At 54.4% G+C, this 16,493-nt stretch carries 19 protein-coding genes; 12 read left to right on the top strand and 7 right to left on the bottom strand.

Annotation, left to right across the window (positions count from 1 at the left end; genetic code table 11):
* Positions 1 to 2: 2 nt before the first annotated feature.
* Positions 3 to 1,835, bottom strand: coding sequence for an excinuclease ABC subunit UvrC (uvrC, locus tag NG99_RS10420; RefSeq protein WP_034891921.1), 1,833 nt, complete (start codon positions 1,833 to 1,835; stop codon positions 3 to 5).
* A complete protein-coding gene (uvrY, locus tag NG99_RS10415) occupies positions 1,828 to 2,487 on the bottom strand; it encodes a UvrY/SirA/GacA family response regulator transcription factor (RefSeq protein WP_034891919.1) in 660 nt (219 codons plus the stop codon). The genes uvrC and uvrY overlap by 8 nt, the downstream gene beginning before the upstream one ends.
* Before the next feature lie 240 nt (positions 2,488 to 2,727).
* On the opposite strand from uvrY, the gene NG99_RS10410 reads away from it, so the two are divergent.
* Together NG99_RS10410 and NG99_RS10405 are read left to right on the top strand one after the other, a co-directional pair.
* Positions 2,728 to 2,952: a DUF2594 family protein gene (locus tag NG99_RS10410; RefSeq protein WP_034891918.1), complete on the top strand. Its 225-nt coding sequence runs from the start codon at positions 2,728 to 2,730 to the stop codon at positions 2,950 to 2,952.
* An 81-nt stretch (positions 2,953 to 3,033) separates the two neighbouring features.
* Positions 3,034 to 3,372, top strand: a complete 339-nt coding sequence (locus NG99_RS10405) for a GlpM family protein (protein WP_034891917.1) — start codon at positions 3,034 to 3,036, stop codon at positions 3,370 to 3,372.
* On the opposite strand, the gene NG99_RS10400 is transcribed toward NG99_RS10405, so the two are convergent.
* A complete protein-coding gene (locus tag NG99_RS10400; RefSeq protein ID WP_034891916.1) occupies positions 3,369 to 3,995 on the bottom strand; it encodes an acyl-homoserine-lactone synthase in 627 nt (208 codons plus the stop codon). The genes NG99_RS10405 and NG99_RS10400 overlap by 4 nt on opposite strands.
* Before the next feature lie 127 nt (positions 3,996 to 4,122).
* Complete coding sequence (sdiA, locus tag NG99_RS10395; protein ID WP_034891915.1) at positions 4,123 to 4,845, bottom strand: transcriptional regulator SdiA; 723 nt, start codon at positions 4,843 to 4,845, stop codon at positions 4,123 to 4,125.
* Positions 4,846 to 5,598: 753 nt separating this feature from the next.
* Between sdiA and NG99_RS10390 the strand changes: the two genes are divergently transcribed.
* Both NG99_RS10390 and cycA read left to right on the top strand, forming a co-directional pair.
* Positions 5,599 to 6,210 carry a DUF4396 domain-containing protein gene (locus NG99_RS10390; protein ID WP_232298253.1) on the top strand — a complete coding sequence of 204 codons (612 nt, stop codon included), beginning with the start codon at positions 5,599 to 5,601 and terminating at the stop codon, positions 6,208 to 6,210.
* Between the two features lie 268 nt (positions 6,211 to 6,478).
* A complete protein-coding gene (gene cycA, locus NG99_RS10385; protein WP_034891913.1) occupies positions 6,479 to 7,873 on the top strand; it encodes a D-serine/D-alanine/glycine transporter in 1,395 nt (464 codons plus the stop codon).
* Between the two features lie 32 nt (positions 7,874 to 7,905).
* Here cycA and rutR read toward each other — a convergent pair whose 3' ends face one another.
* Positions 7,906 to 8,574 carry an HTH-type transcriptional regulator RutR gene (rutR, locus tag NG99_RS10380; RefSeq protein ID WP_034891912.1) on the bottom strand — a complete coding sequence of 223 codons (669 nt, stop codon included), beginning with the start codon at positions 8,572 to 8,574 and terminating at the stop codon, positions 7,906 to 7,908.
* Positions 8,575 to 8,854: 280 nt separating this feature from the next.
* Between rutR and rutA the strand changes: the two genes are divergently transcribed.
* The 6 genes from rutA (at position 8,855) to rutG (ending at position 13,942) form a co-directional block, all read left to right on the top strand.
* On the top strand, positions 8,855 to 9,946 hold the full coding sequence (gene rutA / locus NG99_RS10375; protein WP_034891910.1) for a pyrimidine utilization protein A: 1,092 nt from the start codon (positions 8,855 to 8,857) through the stop codon (positions 9,944 to 9,946).
* Positions 9,946 to 10,692 carry a pyrimidine utilization protein B gene (gene rutB, locus NG99_RS10370; RefSeq protein ID WP_052130642.1) on the top strand — a complete coding sequence of 249 codons (747 nt, stop codon included), beginning with the start codon at positions 9,946 to 9,948 and terminating at the stop codon, positions 10,690 to 10,692. Before rutA ends, rutB begins: the two co-directional genes overlap by 1 nt.
* A 29-nt stretch (positions 10,693 to 10,721) precedes the next feature.
* The gene (gene rutC / locus NG99_RS10365; RefSeq protein ID WP_034891907.1) at positions 10,722 to 11,108 is read left to right on the top strand and encodes a pyrimidine utilization protein C; all 387 of its coding nucleotides are present in this window, start codon (positions 10,722 to 10,724) and stop codon (positions 11,106 to 11,108) included.
* 11 nt (positions 11,109 to 11,119) lie between these two features.
* The gene (rutD, locus tag NG99_RS10360; RefSeq protein WP_034891904.1) at positions 11,120 to 11,944 is read left to right on the top strand and encodes a pyrimidine utilization protein D; all 825 of its coding nucleotides are present in this window, start codon (positions 11,120 to 11,122) and stop codon (positions 11,942 to 11,944) included.
* Entirely contained in the window at positions 11,929 to 12,519 is a 591-nt protein-coding gene (locus tag NG99_RS10355) for a malonic semialdehyde reductase (protein ID WP_034891902.1), read from the top strand. The genes rutD and NG99_RS10355 overlap by 16 nt, the downstream gene beginning before the upstream one ends.
* A 94-nt stretch (positions 12,520 to 12,613) precedes the next feature.
* Positions 12,614 to 13,942 (top strand): pyrimidine utilization transport protein G, encoded by a 1,329-nt coding sequence (gene rutG, locus NG99_RS10350; protein ID WP_034891901.1) that lies wholly within the window; start codon positions 12,614 to 12,616, stop codon positions 13,940 to 13,942.
* On the opposite strand, the gene NG99_RS10345 is transcribed toward rutG, so the two are convergent.
* Both NG99_RS10345 and NG99_RS10340 read right to left on the bottom strand, forming a co-directional pair.
* Positions 13,939 to 14,865, bottom strand: coding sequence for a DMT family transporter (locus NG99_RS10345; protein ID WP_034891900.1), 927 nt, complete (start codon positions 14,863 to 14,865; stop codon positions 13,939 to 13,941). The two genes, rutG and NG99_RS10345, sit on opposite strands and share 4 nt — an antisense overlap.
* 108 nt (positions 14,866 to 14,973) lie before the next feature.
* Positions 14,974 to 15,162, bottom strand: coding sequence for a con-10 family general stress protein (locus tag NG99_RS10340; protein WP_034891899.1), 189 nt, complete (start codon positions 15,160 to 15,162; stop codon positions 14,974 to 14,976).
* A gap of 344 nt (positions 15,163 to 15,506) precedes the next feature.
* Between NG99_RS10340 and wrbA the strand changes: the two genes are divergently transcribed.
* Together wrbA and NG99_RS10330 are read left to right on the top strand one after the other, a co-directional pair.
* Positions 15,507 to 16,106 carry an NAD(P)H:quinone oxidoreductase gene (wrbA, locus tag NG99_RS10335; protein WP_034891898.1) on the top strand — a complete coding sequence of 200 codons (600 nt, stop codon included), beginning with the start codon at positions 15,507 to 15,509 and terminating at the stop codon, positions 16,104 to 16,106.
* A 19-nt stretch (positions 16,107 to 16,125) separates the two neighbouring features.
* A complete protein-coding gene (locus NG99_RS10330; RefSeq protein ID WP_034891897.1) occupies positions 16,126 to 16,356 on the top strand; it encodes a YccJ family protein in 231 nt (76 codons plus the stop codon).
* Positions 16,357 to 16,493 lie beyond the last annotated feature (137 nt).

Genomic DNA, 16,493 nt, shown 5'->3' with positions numbered 1-16,493 from the left:
GCTTAGTGTTTCAGCGAATAAAAGATTTTCTCCGCCAGCAGTTGGGAAATACCGGGGACTTTTGCTATTTCATCAACCGAGGCATTCATCAGTGGTTGCAGGCCCCCCATATACTTAAGCAGCATCTGGCGTCGCTTTGGACCAATCCCCTCGATGGTTTCCAGGGCGCTGGTATTTTTCACTTTTGCGCGCTTATTACGGTGGCCAGTAATTGCGTGATTGTGAGAGTCGTCACGAATATGCTGAAGCACATGCAGCGCTGGCGAGTCCGGCGGCAGCGAGAACCCCTCGCCTTCTGGTTCAAAGAACAGCGTTTCCAACCCGGCTTTACGATCGGTCCCTTTGGCAATGCCTAATAAAATGGGGCGATCTTTGTCCCATGGCACCTCCAGTTCAGCAAATACGTTCATCGCCTGCGACAGCTGCCCTTTCCCCCCATCAATAAGGATCACGTCGGGGATCTTGCTCTCCTCCAGCGCCTTGCCGTAGCGACGACGTAAAACCTGATCCATCGCCGCATAGTCGTCGCCTGGAGTAATACCGCTAATGTTGTAGCGGCGGTACTCGGCTCGAAGCGGACCGTTGGCATCAAACACCACGCAGGACGCCACGGTTTGCTCTCCCATGGTGTGGCTGATATCAAAACACTCCATCCTTTTGATCTCAGGCAGGTCGAGGATTTCAGCCAGCGCCTTCAGCCGCTGATGAATCGTCGACTGTTGCGATAAGCGGCTGACCAGCGCGGTACTGGCATTGGTTCGCGCCAGCTTCAGGTAGCGCGCGCGGTCACCGCGCGGTCGGCTCTGAATCGACACTTTACGCCCGGCCAGCCCGGTCAGCGATTCGGCCAGCAGATCTTTTTCCGGCAGGGTGAAATCCAGCAGAATGTCGGACGGCAGGGTCCGCGCCTGGCTCCCCTGTAGATAGAACTGCCCGACAAAGGTCTGCACCACTTCCGCCTGTTCGGTGCCAGTCGGCACCTTTGGGAAATAGCTGCGGCTGCCCAGAACCTTACCCTGACGAATAAACAGCACATGCACGCAGGCCATTCCCCTCTCAAACGCCACGCCGATAACATCTAAATCATCGCCGTTATTCGACACAAACTGGCGCTCAGTGACGCGACGCACGGCGAGGATCTGATCGCGCAGGCGCGCCGCCTCCTCGAATTTCAGGTTGAGGCTGGCGATCTCCATGCGTGACACCAGCTGATTAAGCACCTGGTCATCCTTACCGGAGAGAAAAAGCCGCACGTACTCAATCTGCTGAGCGTACTCCTCTTCACTGACCAGCCCGGCAACGCAGGGCCCCAGACAGCGGCCAATTTGGTATTGCAGGCACGGACGCGAACGGTTGCGATAGACGCTGTTCTCGCACTGACGCACGGGAAAGATTTTCTGCAGTAGCGACAGGGTTTCGCGCACCGCGTAGCCGTTTGGGAAAGGACCGAAGTACTCTCCTTTGGCGTGTTTGGCGCCGCGATGGCTGGCCAGGCGCGGATGCGAATCCGCGCTCAGAAAGATATAGGGATAGGATTTATCATCGCGCAGCAGCACGTTATAGCGCGGCTGATACAGCTTGATGTAGTTGTGTTCAAGCAGCAGGGCTTCGGTTTCGGTATGCGTTACGGTGACATCAATCTGGCGAATGCTGTCGACCAACGCTTCCGTCTTTCGGCTGGCAAGGTTGCCGCGAAAATAGCTGGTCAGCCGCTTCTTGAGATCTTTCGCTTTGCCGACATAAATCACCGTGCCGCCCGCGTCATACATGCGATATACGCCTGGCTGGCTGGTGACCGATTTCAGGAAAGATTTGGCATCAAACTGTTCATTCACTACTGATTAACGACTCCGCATTGAACAGGCCATGGCGAATGGCCAGGTGCGTTAACTCAACGTCGCCGCTGATGTTAAGCTTGCTGAACATGCGGTAACGATAGCTGTTAACGGTTTTTGGACTGAGGTTGAGCTGTTCGGAAATGTCCGCCACCTTCTGACCTTTAGTGATCATCAGCATAATCTGCAATTCCCGTTCCGACAAACTGTCGAACGGCGAGTCCGTTTTCTGCGGTTCTATCTGGCTCAGCGCCATCTGCTGAGCAATGTCTGAAGCAATATAGCGCTGGCCAGAGTTTACCTGACGAATGGCGTTAACCACTTCCTGAGGGGCGGCGCCCTTGCTGAGATAGCCTGAAGCGCCCGCCTGCATCACCCTCGCAGGCAGCGGATTTTCAGTATGAATAGTCAGCATGATGACTTTAATGTCCGGGCTGTAGCGCACAATTTTACGCGTAGCCTCAAGGCCGCCAATGCCGGGCATATTCATATCCATCAGCACCACGTCGACACTGTTGGCACGACACCACTTCACCGCGTCTTCACCGCAGTTTGCCTCTCCGGTCACCTGGAAACCTTTGATATCTTCCAGGATGCGACGGATCCCAGCACGCACCAGTTCATGGTCATCAACAAGAAAAACGCTAATCAAACCGGTCTCTCCAAGTGGGTTCTGCCAGAAGGTTTCAGAACGCTATAAGAAAGCGATCTTACCTCTTTTTAACGGTTGATAGAACTGAAATAATGAGCCGGACCAGTTGAAAGCATTTCAGGCAACCCGCCGTCAGTCTGACTTCACGGTGTGGGTTATGTGATATACTTGTTAGCGATTTACATGTTCCCCGGTCACGCCCCAGGCCGATGATTCAGAAGACAACAACAAGGAGAAATCATGAGTAATACTGACTTTTCTACCAGCGAAGAGACCAAAACCCTGGCCGAGGAAATGGCCTGCATGAAAGCGCTGGTCACCTTCATGTTAAAAGGAATGGGCCAGGCCGATGCCGGTAAAGTCATCATTAACATGGAAAGGTATATTGACCAGTTGACCGATCGGCGCCAGGCAGACGTGTTCAGCAGCACTATCAAACAAATTAAACTGGCCTATCGCCAATAATTCGGGTCAATCAGCGCCAGCCCATTGCTTTTCCTTCAGCGTTATAAGATGGTTAAGCTTTCTCCTGAGCTGAAGGGAACAATGGGCTTACTTTTCAAAGCAGTACTGGGTGCGCTGGTGGTGGTTTTGATCGCCCTGCTATCGAAGACCCGTAGCTACTATATCGCAGGCCTTCTGCCTCTTTTTCCCACCTTCGCGCTGATAGCTCACTATATCGTCGCCAGCGAGCGCGGTATTGACGCCCTGCGCACCACCATCGTGTTTGGTATGTGGGCGATCGTTCCTTATTTTATCTATCTCCTGTCACTCTGGTATTTTGTCGGCATGACGCGGCTGCCCTTTGCGCTGGCTGGCGCAGTAGCCTGCTGGTGCCTGGCCGCCTGGCTGCTGATCGTCCTGTGGGCGAAATGGCAGAGTTAACGGCTGCGTGAGTTCCAGCTCACGGAAACGCCTAAGGTTGGCAACACTTCTTCCGGGCTGAAGCGGCGTGCGCCCTGAAACTTTCCGGCCAGCTGAGGCTGGCTGACCGGAATACGTACGGCAAACAGATTGTCCTCTGACTGGATAACGCCCGCGCTTAACGGCTCATAAACAACGTGGTTCTGTTCAAACATCTGTTCAAGCATCGGCGTGGCGGCACTGTAGAGAGACTCAATCCCCGACTGTTCAGCCAGCTGGACGCCATGCCACAGAATGCTTAACGGCAGCTCCTCATCGATATCCAGCCTGGCAGAGAAGCGCGACATTTCCCAAACGGGAGCGGGCGCTTTACCGCGCTTCTCGCGGTTCTCCATCTCCGGCCCCGTCGCCGGGGCCTGCCACTGCATCAGCCTCGCGCAGCCACAGATGCCGTACTGGGCTTGCCAGGCGATCAGCCAGATCACATCAGAACGATCGAAACGATCGTACTCCTGCCCGGGCGTGTTCAACCGGGAAGGAATTGACCATCCTTCCCCACGAGCAAACACGTTGTACCGGTAACTCCCCAGCTCGGCCAGCAATGAGGATGGCATATCCTTAAGCTTGGTCTGGATAATCTTCATCATTGATCCTCTTTCGCATTCCCTCGTGAACGCCACTGCTGGCGGCTCGTTCGGGGTTCTCACCCAGGGCGCAGGGTAGACAACCGATTAGCAATTCGAAACTACCAGATCTGGTAGTTGCATCCCTTCAAAGTAAACCGATTGCGGCAGCATAAGCAGCGACCTGAGTTTTATTAGGTGCATTGAACCTCTTTTGCATATTTTTCTGATGAAAATTAACCGTGTTCTCCGAAATCGACAGGATCAGCGATATTTCTGCTGAGGTTTTCCCTTCAGCCGTCCATTTGAGAATTTCCAGCTCACGCTGGCTTAATTCCATCTTCATCATCGCCATGGAAATATCTTTTACGCGCTGTAACGCATCCATAATCAGTACCGATAAATATTGAAGCTTAAGTTGCTTATCAGGCGTTAACTTCATCTTTTCAAAAGCCTCACCTGATGCCATAGACAATATACCAATGGCCCTGTTTTTAGCCATTGTGCAAGCGGAAAAACCCGAATTAATGCCATATTCTTTTGCTGCCTCAAACACCCTCCGGCCGCTGCGGTTCAAAGACGCATCCCACAACAGTATTTTCCCCGGAATCTGGCAATTTTTGATAACCGGGTCGATAGCCGCAAAGTTCTGCTGCTGATAATCGCAGAGCCATTTCTCAGGGTAACTGGAGTAAATAAAGATTTTGGGTCGGGTAAAAGGCACAGGATGACGAATATACAGTGCATAAAAATCGAACCCCAGCCTGATCGTCTGCTGCTCGATAAGACGTGTTATATCTGTCGAGTCTGATACTTGATGGAAGGCAAGCTGTACTTCATCACGCCAACTGAAATAGTTCTCAGAAGTCATTAATTCCTCACCAGGATTGTGCGAACGCCGTAAAATCCTGCTTATAATTTTTCGATAATGCGGGAAAAAAATGAATGTAAACGAGAAAAAATTTTAATGAATAGTGTTAATCGAACGCGAAAAAGATAATAACTAAAATTACGGGTGTATGCATCCATTGAATGACGGCAAGAATCGTTCAGTCATTAAAATCCAGTCAATTTAATTTATAAAAGAACCAGTAAGAGGCTTTCACTGTACGGTCACAGCAGCAATAAAAAAAAGCGGCTCTGCTCATTCACCTGCATGGCTAGAATAGGATTTTTCCAGGCAAGATTCAATAATTTTGACCGTTCCGGACCGAGCAATGGCGACTAAAATTTTACTGTATGACGCGATACTTTTCTGAAATAGAGATAAGAAAAATGGGCACAAAATCGCATAACCATCTAATTAAACTGGAATTAAAAACCCTACCTTGTCCCGTTTGCCTTTTTTATCACTGGTAAAAAAGGTTGCACTAAGCGCAGAGTACACACATCATTGAAGGGTCTGACCAGCCTTCTCACTCCACTTTTTTTGCAGAGATCTTCAGGCGACTGCGGCGGATTTTTGTTCATCACGCTGGCATTTCACCTCAGCGGAGTCATAATCTAGCTGGCTGAATGGATAATATAAATCAAACTTCCCTCTGCGCATTGTGCCGATAAGGAAATAGCGATGTTAGACAGACTGGCAATGGTGTTTATCCTGTTAGGCGTCTGCACTTCCCTGATGATTGTGAAAGATATTCTACGCCGCCCGCATCCCGTAAGGATAATGAACCTGGTCTGGCCCATCACCGGACTCTATATGCCTTTTTTCGGCTGGCTGGCCTGGTGGTTTTTTGCTCGGAAAAGTCGCCAGAAGTCGTGGTTGACTCCTGCGAGCCGGAGGCAATCCCCTGAAATAAGACAGATTTTCTCCTCTACCAGCCATTGTGCAGCGGGCTGCGCGCTGGGTGATATAGTTGCCATCCCGATAGTTTCAATACTGAACTATAGTCCTTTTCATTCCCTACTTCTCAGCCACGCTATTTTTTCGCTGGCGCTTTCCTTTGTTTTTGGCGTGCTGCTGCAATTTTTCGCCCTGCGTCAATTAGAGGGGTTCTCTATATTTCGCGCTCTGTGGCAGGCGATTAAAACCGATTTCTTTTCGCTGGTTGTTTACCAGGTCGGGATGTTTCTCTATATGGAACTGGCGTTTTGTTTTATTTTACATGGGCAAATTGAACCCCGCGTGCTGAGGTTCTGGTTTATGCTGCAAATCGCGTTGTTCACCGGCTTTATCTTCGCCTGGCCTGCCAATAAATTTTTGTTACAGCGTGGAATTAAAACTGTTGTGTGACGGCAAAAGCCAGGCCCCCAGGCACGCTAACCTCTGCGGCCTGACAACTTCCTTTTGATATCCAGAATGACTTTCATCTGCGATGAGCAATAACGCCCTCAGGGCTTTCCCCGTCAGGCAGCAGACCGGAAAAATGTCGCGGCCTTTTTGTACAATCAGTCGGATTCTCCAGAACTTTACCTGCCATTCAGGGCGTTTTACGTTAAGCTTTGCGCCGTAAAAGCCTTCAGAGCTTACACAACATCATATAAAGGACAAAGAACACGTTATGGTTGACCAATCAAAAGAGACGCTTCTCGCTGAAGAAGCCCCGGACGAGCTCCGGCGTAACCTGCACAATCGCCATATCCAGCTGATTGCTATTGGCGGCGCTATCGGCACCGGCCTGTTTATGGGCTCAGGAAAAACCATCAGCCTGGCGGGACCGTCGATCATTTTTGTGTATATGATCATCGGTTTTATGCTGTTTTTCGTCATGCGCGCCATGGGTGAACTGCTGCTGTCCAACCTGGAATATAAGTCGTTCAGCGATTTTGCCGCCGATTTGCTCGGCCCCTGGGCAGGCTATTTCACCGGATGGACCTACTGGTTCTGCTGGGTGGTCACCGGCATCGCCGACGTGGTGGCTATCAGTTCCTATTTTCAGCTGTGGTTCCCCAACTTTTCGGTGTGGATGAGCGCCCTGCTCTGCATCGCGGTGTTCCTGTCGCTGAACATCGCCACGGTGAAGCTGTTTGGCGAGATGGAATTCTGGTTTGCGATTATTAAAATCGTCGCCATTGTGGCGCTGATTGTGACCGGTATTGTACTGGTTGCCATGCACTATCCTTCACCGGGCGGCGCTAAGGCGGCAATCAGCAATATCTGGGAGCACGGTGGCATGTTCCCGAAAGGGCTAAGCGGTTTCTTTGCCGGATTCCAGATAGCGGTGTTCGCCTTTGTGGGAATTGAGCTGGTTGGAACTGCCGCCGCAGAAACCCACGATCCGAAAAAGGTGCTACCGCGCGCCATCAACGCCATTCCGCTGCGTATTATCATGTTTTACGTGCTGGCACTGCTGGTGATCATGGCGGTCACGCCCTGGGATAAAGTGGTCGCCGACCGCAGCCCGTTCGTTGAAATGTTTGTATTGATTGGTCTGCCTGCCGCCGCCAGCATCGTTAATTTTGTGGTGCTGACCTCGGCGGCCTCATCGGCAAACAGCGGCATCTTCTCCACCAGCCGTATGCTTTATGGCTTGTCCCAGCAGGGCGTCGCGCACCGCCGTTTCGGTCTGCTTTCTCGCCGGGCCGTGCCCACTACCGGGCTGTTCTTCTCCTGCCTGTGCCTGCTTGGCGGCGTCGCGCTCATTTATCTGATCCCGAACGTGATGCAGGTATTCACGCTGGTCACCACCGTCTCGGCGATCCTCTTTATGTTCGTCTGGACCATCATCCTCTGCTCTTACCTGGCCTACCGTAAGAAGCGGCCTGAACTGCACGCCGAATCCAGCTACAAAATGCCGTTGGGCAAGCTGATGTGCTGGGTGTGTATGGCATTCTTCGCGTTTGTACTGGTGTTGCTGACGCTCGAAGAGGATACCCGCCAGGCGCTGATGGTCACCCCCGTCTGGTTTATCCTGCTGGGGATCGGCTGGTGGCTCCGTCAGAGAAAACAGGCCTGATATCATGCCGGCGGGTCGCACTGGCCCGTCGTTTATTCACGGATACGAATGCCTTCAATCACCATCCGCTGCACGTTTTCTACCGTCTGATTGAAAAAAACGTCATCATTTAACGTTTGCCCGGTCACCGCCTCAACCTGAGTGGAAAAGTCCGCGTAGTGCTGCGTGGTCGCCCACAGCATAAAGATCAGGTGATGAGGTTCTACCGCCGCAAGCTTACCCTGATTGATCCAGCCCTCTATCACCGCCGACTTATCATCCACCAGCCTTTTAAGATCGCCCTCCAGCTCACCCTTAAGCAGCGGCGCGCCCTGTAGCATCTCCATACAGAACAGACGCGAAGCCTGCGGATGATCGCGTGACACCTCCAGCTTAAGTCGGATGTAATCCCTGATCGCTTCCAGCGGCTGCTGATCTTCCCTCAGCGCGCGAAGCGGCGCGAGCCACACATCGAGGATATTTTTTAGTACCGCGATATAGAGCGCCTCTTTGGAGGGAAAGTAGTAGAGCAGATTGGTTTTAGAGACGTCCGCCCCTTCCGCCACTTTATCCAGGCTGGTGCCATGCACGCCATATTGCGAAAAAAGCGCCAGCGCGGCGCTGAGGATCGCCGTTCTTTTTGCCGCTACCGCTCGCGAGCGGCGCGTTGGGGCTTTCACCGTTGCCTTGTCTGTCGAATTCACTGAGACCTCATGATCCATGTGGGTTGCCAGGATAATAGCAAAACGGTCTGGTTAGCACTAATGCACTTAAATTGACCACGGCCGCCTGATTTTTGTGCACAATTTTTTTACCAAACGGTCTGCTTTAGACCACTTGCTCTACATTCATTTAACGTAAATCCCTCAACCTGATGAAAATAAACCCTTTTAGTAAACTGGCACAGCCTTTGCAAAATTCTTTCTGAGCGCCGCTTCAGGGAGAGTGCAGGAAGCACCGCAGCGCAGCACTTTACCCTAACGCAAACCCAGAGGTATCCCAATGAAAATCGGTGTGTTTATTCCAATCGGCAACAACGGCTGGCTGATCTCCACCACGGCGCCGCAGTACATGCCAACCTTTGAACTGAACAAGGCCATCGTGCTGAAGGCCGAGCAGTATCACTTCGATTTCGCGCTATCGATGATCAAGCTCCGTGGCTTCGGCGGTAAAACCGAGTTTTGGGATCATAATCTTGAATCTTTCACGCTGATGGCTGGCCTGGCCGCCGTCACCTCGCGCATTCAAATTTATGCGACTGCCGCCACGCTGACGCTGCCTCCCGCCATTGTGGCGCGAATGGCTTCCACCGTGGATTCGATCGCCAACGGTCGCTTTGGCGTCAATCTGGTGACCGGCTGGCAAAAGCCAGAGTATGACCAGATGGGTCTCTGGCCAGGCGACGAATATTTTTCCCGCCGCTATGACTACCTGACCGAATATGTCTCGGTGCTGAAAGATCTGTGGGGCACTGGTCAATCCGATCTGAAAGGCGAGTTTTTTACCATGAACGACTGCCGCCTCAGCCCGCGACCTGAGCAGCCGATCAAAGTTATCTGCGCCGGTCAGAGCGATGCGGGCATGGCTTTTTCCGCAAAACACGCGGACTACAACTTCTGCTTTGGCAAAGGCGTCAACACGCCAACCGCCTTTGCGCCGACCGCAGCCCGCATGAAAAGCGCCGCAGAGGAAGCGGGTCGTGAGGTGGGTTCCTTCGTGCTGTTTATGATTATTGCCGATGAGACGGACGAGGCCGCTCGCGCGAAGTGGGAACATTATAAAGAAGGGGCGGACGAAGAGGCGCTCGCCTGGCTGACCACCCAAAGCCAGCAGGATAAGCGATCGGGCAGCGATACTAACGTTCGCCAGATGGCCGATCCGACCTCGGCAGTCAATATCAATATGGGCACGCTGGTAGGCTCTTACGCCAATGTGGCCCGTATGCTGGACGAGGTGGCCAGCGTGGAAGGCACTCAGGGCGTGCTGTTGACCTTTGATGACTTTTTGCAGGGCATTGAGAATTTTGGCGAGCGCATTCAGCCGCTGATGCAGTGCCGTATCGGTATCATTGAAGCCGCGCAGGAGGTGGCGTAATGAGCAGTAAAGAGACCGTCGTCTGTACCACCGCATCCAGCAAAAACAGCGTCACGTTGCCGGCCAGGCCGGAGCCAATTGCCTTTCCACCTGAGCAAACCGCGCTGATCGTCGTGGATATGCAAAACGCCTATGCCACCACCGGGGGCTATCTGGACCTGGCCGGGTTTGACGTCTCAACCACCAGCCCGGTAATCGACCAGATTAATGTGGCGGTCAAAGCCGCCCGTGAGGCTGGTATTCAGATTATCTGGTTCAAGAACGGCTGGGACGATCAGTACGTCGAGGCTGGCGGGCCAGGATCGCCAAACTGGCACAAATCCAATGCGCTGAAGACCATGCGCCAGCGTCCGGAGCTGCAAGGCAAGCTGCTGGCTAAAGGCGGCTGGGATTATGAGCTGGTCGATCAGCTCCAGCCGCAGCCGGGCGATATCGTACTGCCCAAACCCCGCTACAGCGGCTTCTTCAACACCCCGCTCGACAGCATGTTGCGCAGCCGCGGTATCCGCCACCTGGTGTTTACCGGCATCGCGACCAATGTCTGCGTCGAGTCGACCCTGCGCGACGGCTTCTTCCTGGAGTATTTCGGCATCGTGCTGGAAGACGCGACTTATCAGGCCGGGCCGCTTTTCGCCCAGCAGGCCGCCATTTTCAATATTGAAACGTTCTTTGGCTGGGTTTCAGACGTCAATAGCTTCTGTACAGCGGTACAAGCTGAACCCGCGCAGCATAAACAAACGGCATAAAACCTGCATACCTTAGTGGAGAAAACGCAATGCCAAAAACCATTATTACCCCACCAGGCACCAGCATTCCAATTGCCCCGTTTGTTCCTGGGACCCTGGCTGACGGCGTGGTTTATGTTTCAGGTACGCTGCCTTTTGATAAAGATAACAATGTCGTCCACGTTGGCGATGCGGCGGCACAGACTCGTCATGTGCTGGAGACCATCAAAAGCGTGATTGTAGCCGCTGGTGGCACCATGGATGACGTAACCTTTAACTCGATATTTATTACCGACTGGAGCAATTACGCAGCGGTAAATGCCGTTTACGCCGACTATTTTCCCGGCGAAAAACCAGCTCGCTTCTGCATTCAGTGCGGTCTGGTGAAACCTGATGCGCTGGTGGAGATTGCCAGCGTCGCCCACATCGGCAAGTAGCGGAGAGCGTTATGCATATTGAGCTTTCAGGATCGACCGATCCCAAGGCCAGAACGCTGGTCCTGTCGGCAGGGCTGGGCGGATTGGGCAGTTTTTGGCTACCTCAGCTGAACGATCTGCGTCAGACCTACCGCGTTGTCATCTACGATCAGCGAGGAACCGGGCGCAGCCCGGACGCGTTGCCGGAAGGTTACAGTATGCGCGATATGGCCGACGAACTGGCTGAAGAACTGTCTGCGCTGGGCATTGATAACTATGACGTCATCGGGCACGCGCTCGGCGGCATGGTTGCCATGCAGCTGGCGATCGACTATCCGCAGCGCGTCGCCAGGCTGGTCATCGTCAACGGCTGGCTGCGGCTCAATGCGCATACCCGCCGCTGTTTTACCGTCCGCCAGGACCTGCTGCTTAACGTTGGCGTGGAGGCCTGGGTCCGCGCTCAGCCCCTGTTCCTCTATCCCGCCGACTGGCTGGCGGATAACGAGGCGCGCATTGAGGCGGAAGAGACGCTGCATGTGGCGCATTTCCAGGGCATGGAGAATCTGCTCCGCCGCCTGAACGCGCTGATGGCCTGCGATTTTACCCGGCAGGCCAGCGCCATTACCCAGCCGGTGCTGCTGCTGTGTTCGCATGACGATCTGCTGGTTCCGTGGACCTGCTCGCAGGCGCTGTGCGAGGCGCTGCCTCACGCCACCCTGGAAAAAATGGCCTGGGGCGGTCACGCCATGAGCGTCACCGACAGCAGCACCTTTAACCAACTTTTACTGAACTGGCTGGAAGAGACCGCGCCAGAAACCCTACCCGTTGAACTGGAGCCGCTATGGCAGAAGCCTTGAATTCCGCAGCGTTAGAGACGCTGTTTACCTCCGCACGTACCCACAGTAGCTGGCTGGACCGCCCTGTCACCGACGAGCAGCTCCAGGCGCTGTATGAGCTGGTGAAGATGGGACCGACCTCCGCGAACTGTAGTCCCGCCCGTTTTTGCTTCGTGCGCAGCGAAGAAGGTAAAGCCAGGCTGAAGCAGACCCTGTCCAGCGGCAACGTGGAGAAGACCATGAGCGCGCCAGTCACCGTCATCGTAGCCTGGGATCCTCAGTTTTATGACCGGCTACCGCAGCTGTTTCCTCATGCCGATGCCAGGGCCTGGTTTACCAGCAGTCCGGAGCTGGCGCAGGAAACCGCCTTTCGCAACAGTTCACTTCAGGCGGCTTATCTGATAAGCGCCTGCCGCGCGATGGGGTTGGATACCGGCCCAATGTCCGGCTTTGACCGGGCGGCGGTCGATGCGGCTTTCTTTGCTGATAGCGGCTGGAAGAGCAACCTGCTGATCAATATCGGCTATGGCGATGCCAGCAAAGTGTATCAGCGGCTGCCGCGCCTCTCCTTTGCTGAAGCCTGTAGCCTGGAGTAGGTTCTCGCTCGTGGCTATTACCCTTTAAGGCGGCAGGAAGCCTGATCTCCCGCGCCCTGCGGTTAATGCTTTATTCACTTCTCTGGAGAAGACGATGGCTAATTCCTGGTTCCCTCAATGGCGTAAACAGTCCGCAACGGCGCAGGGAATAGTTGCGCCTGATGAAACGTTACCGCTGGGACAAACGGTAATTATGGGTCTTCAGCACGCGGTGGCAATGTTTGGCGCCACGGTGTTGATGCCTTTGCTGATGGGACTGGACCCCAACCTGTCGATCCTGATGTCTGGCGTCGGCACGCTGCTGTTCTTCGTGATTACCGGTGGTCGGGTGCCCAGCTATTTAGGATCGAGCGCGGCGTTTGTCGGAGTAGTCATCGCGGTCACGGGCTTTAACGGTCAGGGCATCAACCCCAATCTTGGCATTGCGCTGGGAGGTATTATTGCCTGCGGTCTGGTCTATACGCTGATCGGTTTTGTGGTGATGAAGGCAGGCACCCGCTGGATTGAGAAACTGATGCCGCCGGTGGTCACGGGCGCCGTGGTAATGGCCATTGGATTGAATCTCGCGCCTATTGCCGTTCATAGCGTATCATCTTCCATGTTCGACAGCTGGATGGCAGTGATGACCGTGCTTTGTATCGGCGTGGTTGCGGTATTTACCCGTGGCTTAGTGCAACGGCTGCTGATTCTGGTTGGCCTGATCGTGGCCTGCGTCATCTATGCGTTGTTAACCAACGGGCTGGGTCTCGGCAAGCCGATTGATTTCAGCCTGCTCTCTTCCGTTGCCTGGTTTGGCTTGCCCACCACCACTTCGCCAATCTTCGACAGCCACGCTATGTTTCTGATTGCGCCGGTAGCGGTGATCCTGGTGGCGGAAAATCTCGGTCATATCAAAGCGGTAGCCGGCATGACGGGCAAAAACCTCGATCCCTACATGGGGCGGGCCTTTGTGGGCGACGGCCTGGCAACCCTGCTGTCGGGTAGCGTTGGCGGTAGCGGCGTCACCACTTATGCCGAGAACATCGGCGTAATGGCGGTGACCAAGGTTTACTCAACGCTGGTGTTTGTCGCGGCGGCAACTATTGCAATTCTGCTGGGCTTCTCACCGAAATTTGGCGCGTTAATTCACACCATTCCCGGACCGGTGATTGGTGGCGCTTCCATTGTGGTATTTGGTCTGATCGCAGTGGCTGGCGCACGCATCTGGGTGCAAAATAACGTCGACCTTGGACAGAATAACAACCTGATTATGGTGGCGGTGACGCTGGTGCTGGGCGCTGGAGACTTTGCGCTGAAAATCGGTAACTTCACCATGGGTGGCATCGGCACCGCGACCTTTGGCGCGATTATCCTCAACGCGATTCTGACCCGCAAACGCGCCGCTGCGCTTAAGGGCAACGGCGTGGCGCATCAGGACAGCTAGTTGATCTCGACGTTATCAGGCGAAGGCTGACCCTTCGCCTTTTTTTTAGACTTCAGCTTCAGCTCGCTGACCAGCACGCCAGACACGATCAGCGCCGCACCGATCAGCGCGGCGCCAGGCAGGCGCTCACCGGCGATCCGCCCCACAATGCCAGCCCAGACCGGCTCGCCCGCATAAATAACCGTGGCCCGCGTCGGCGAAACGCTGCGCTGGGCCCAGTTCATGGTGACCTGAATCAGCGCGCTGGCCAGTCCCAGGCCAATGGCGCTGAACAACAGGTAGGGAGAGAACGCGGGGACGACTTCGCCATTCGGCACCATCATCACGAAAGCCAGCAGCGACGCAAAAGCCAGTTGAACGATGGTCACCCTCCGCACATCGACTTTACCGGCGCTGGCACCGATCAGGATAATCTCTGCGGCAATCGCCAGAGTGCTGAGGAGCGTAGCCACTTCGCCAGTGCCCAAAGTCAACGAACCGCCGTCCGGTCCGGCCAGCAGCAGCAGGCCGATAAAAGCCAGCACCACGCCAATCCACGACATCAGGCCGGGTAAACGCCCCAGAAACAGCCACTGAAGCAGTGGCACCAGCGGCACATACATTGCGGTAATAAAAGCAGACTTACTGCTGCTGATGGTCTGCATACCGTAAGTTTGCAGACCGTAACCGAAGCCAATGGCGATACCTATCAGCGCGCCGGACTTGATCTCACGCAGAGTGAGGCCGCGCAGCGTTCGCCAGGAAAGCATCCCCAGCACAACGGCGGCGGTAGCGAAACGGGTTCCCACAAAAAAGAAAGGCCCGCTGACGGTCATTGCGTGATGCACAGCCAGAAAAGTTCCGCCCCAAACCATGGTGATCAGAACCAGCACTATTTCCTGGCGGGTAAAGGCGAATTTATAGCGAGAGAGGAAGGCAGACATAGCGCGCTCAGTTCAGAATTTGGCGCCAGTGTGCAGGGAGGCTAAGCGCGGGTCAACCGCTCCTTTACGCCGCCGGGTCAGGCCCGGCGGTTAAGGTGAAAGGTCAGGCTAGGCGTCCCCTTCTGTTTTGCTGCGGCTGCCACGGCTGTTACGGCCCCCTTTCTCACCAGCCAGCGAGGCGCGCTGAGGGTCGTTTTTAAAGTTGCCCCCGCTGGCCTGGCCACCTTTGCGGCCTGCTTCTGATGCTCTTTTACGATCTTCAGCGAAATTTCCAGATCCACCACGATGTTCGGGCATTTCACACCTCCGAATAGAGTTAAGCAATCATACTGCATACCCACGGCAGGCCTGTCGGCCGCCGTGACGGCACCTGAGGGAAGATACCCCGCCGCGTTACTAAGCATAGATTACCCGAGTTGACTGGCGAGAAAATTATCACACTCTGGCCCAGAACGCTGGGGCGACGCTTGAGCCATCACATTATTAAGGCTAATGATTTTTCTCAAAATTTGTCCCTTTCGCTGCCGTTTAACCCGAATGCCGGCCAAACCTTCTGCACGCGTCGCCAGCCTCTTCTATACTCCTTTAAATCACCGTTTTTGATTTCTTACGATCAACAAACGCACTTAGTGAGGGAACAAATGGCAAAAATTCTTGTGCTCTATTATTCGATGTACGGACATATTGAAACCATGGCCAGTGCCGTTGCCGAAGGCGCAGGCCGGGTCAGCGGAGCGGAAGTGACGATCAGGCGCGTGCCGGAAACCATGGACGCCGAACGATTTGCTCAGGTTGGCGGCAAAACGCAGCAGGCAGCGCAGGAGGCTACGCCGGAAGAGCTGGCGCAGTACGACGCCATTCTGTTTGGCACGCCAACCCGCTTTGGCAACATGGCCGGGCAGATGCGAACCTTCCTCGACCGGACCGGCGGCCTGTGGGCTTCCGGCGCGCTCTACGGCAAGCTGGCCAGCGTATTTGCGTCGACCGGCACCGGCGGCGGCCAGGAGCTAACCATCACTTCGACCTGGACTACGCTGGCCCATCACGGCATGGTTATTGTGCCAATCGGCTACGGCACAAAAGAACTCTTTGATATTTCACAGGTGCGTGGCGGCACACCTTACGGCGCCACCACCATTGCGGGCGGCGACGGCTCGCGACAGCCCAGCGAAGAAGAACTGAAGATTGCCCGTTATCAGGGTGAATATGTCGCTGGACTCGCCGTTAAACTGAACGGATAACGTCTTACAGGAGACTATTATGGCAACGCAACAATCGAAAGCACATCGTGTAGGCGAGTGGGCAACCCTGCGTAGCACCTCCCCTGAAATTGCTGAAGCCATTTTTGAAGTGGCAAATTACGATGAAAAGCTTGCCGAAGGCATCTGGGAGCAGCAGGGCAGCGATGAAGTGTTACTACGGGCCTTCGAAAAAACCGACCAGGACGTGCTGACCTGGGACAATAAGGTTGTTGAGCGCAAAAACGTTTAGTGAGAAAAAAGGCTTTTCAGGGCGGATTTATCCGCCCTTTTGCCGTTTTGAACCCTGAAAAATCGCCGAAGCGGCAAACTGGTAACGTTGTGAAACCACCATTTCTCTACCAGGCTTACTGCCTGACTCAATGAGCC

This window comes from Erwinia typographi (genome assembly GCF_000773975.1).
In the GTDB taxonomy this organism is placed as follows: domain Bacteria; phylum Pseudomonadota; class Gammaproteobacteria; order Enterobacterales; family Enterobacteriaceae; genus Erwinia; species Erwinia typographi.
The sequence above is the reverse complement of the archived record's forward strand: the minus strand, read 5'-3'. Positions and strand labels throughout refer to the sequence as shown.